Genomic DNA, 678 nt, shown 5'->3' with positions numbered 1-678 from the left:
AATGGCGACACAGGTGTCGGTCTGTCCGTTGCCGTCATCAACGGTCAGTGTGATGTTGTTGGTTCCGATGTCCGCACATGTAAAAGCGGTCTGCGATGCCGAGAGCGAAACGCCGCCACAGTTGTCCGAGGACCCGTTGTCAATGTCCGACGGAAGTATCGAGGCGTTTCCTGTGGCATCGAGCTGAACGGTTATGTCCTGGCACAGGGCGACAGGATCGATATTGTCCTCAACGGTAACTATGGCAACACAGGTGTCGGTCTGTTCGTTGCCGTCATCAACGGTCAGTGTGATGTTGTTGGTTCCGATATCCGCACATGTAAAAGCGGTCTGCGATGCCGAGAGCGAAACGCTGCCGCAGTTGTCCGAGGATCCGTTGTCGATGTCCGACGGAAGGATGGAGGCGTTTCCTGTGGCATCGAGCTGTACGGTTATGTCCTGGCACAGGGCGACAGGATCGATATTGTCCTCAACGGTAACTATGGCGACACAGGTGTCGGTCTGTCCGTTGCCGTCATCAACGGTCAGTGTGATGTTGTTGGTTCCGATGTCCGCACATGTAAAAGCGGTCTGCGATGCCGAGAGCGAAATGCTACCACAGTTGTCCGAGGACCCGTTGTCAATGTCCGCTGGAATGATCGAGGCATTTCCTGTGGCATCGAGCTGAACGGTTATGTC

General features: G+C 55.0%; 1 pseudogene. It reads right to left on the bottom strand.

What is annotated here, in order from left to right:
• A pseudogene (locus KCG49_RS16345) lies at positions 1-678 on the bottom strand (hypothetical protein); the annotation flags it as partial.

The sequence above is a fragment of the Winogradskyella luteola genome, from assembly GCF_019203985.1.
GTDB classification, from domain to species: Bacteria; Bacteroidota; Bacteroidia; order Flavobacteriales; family Flavobacteriaceae; genus Winogradskyella; species Winogradskyella luteola.
Note: the sequence above shows the minus strand (reverse complement) of the source record. Positions and strands in the feature narration are given on the sequence as shown.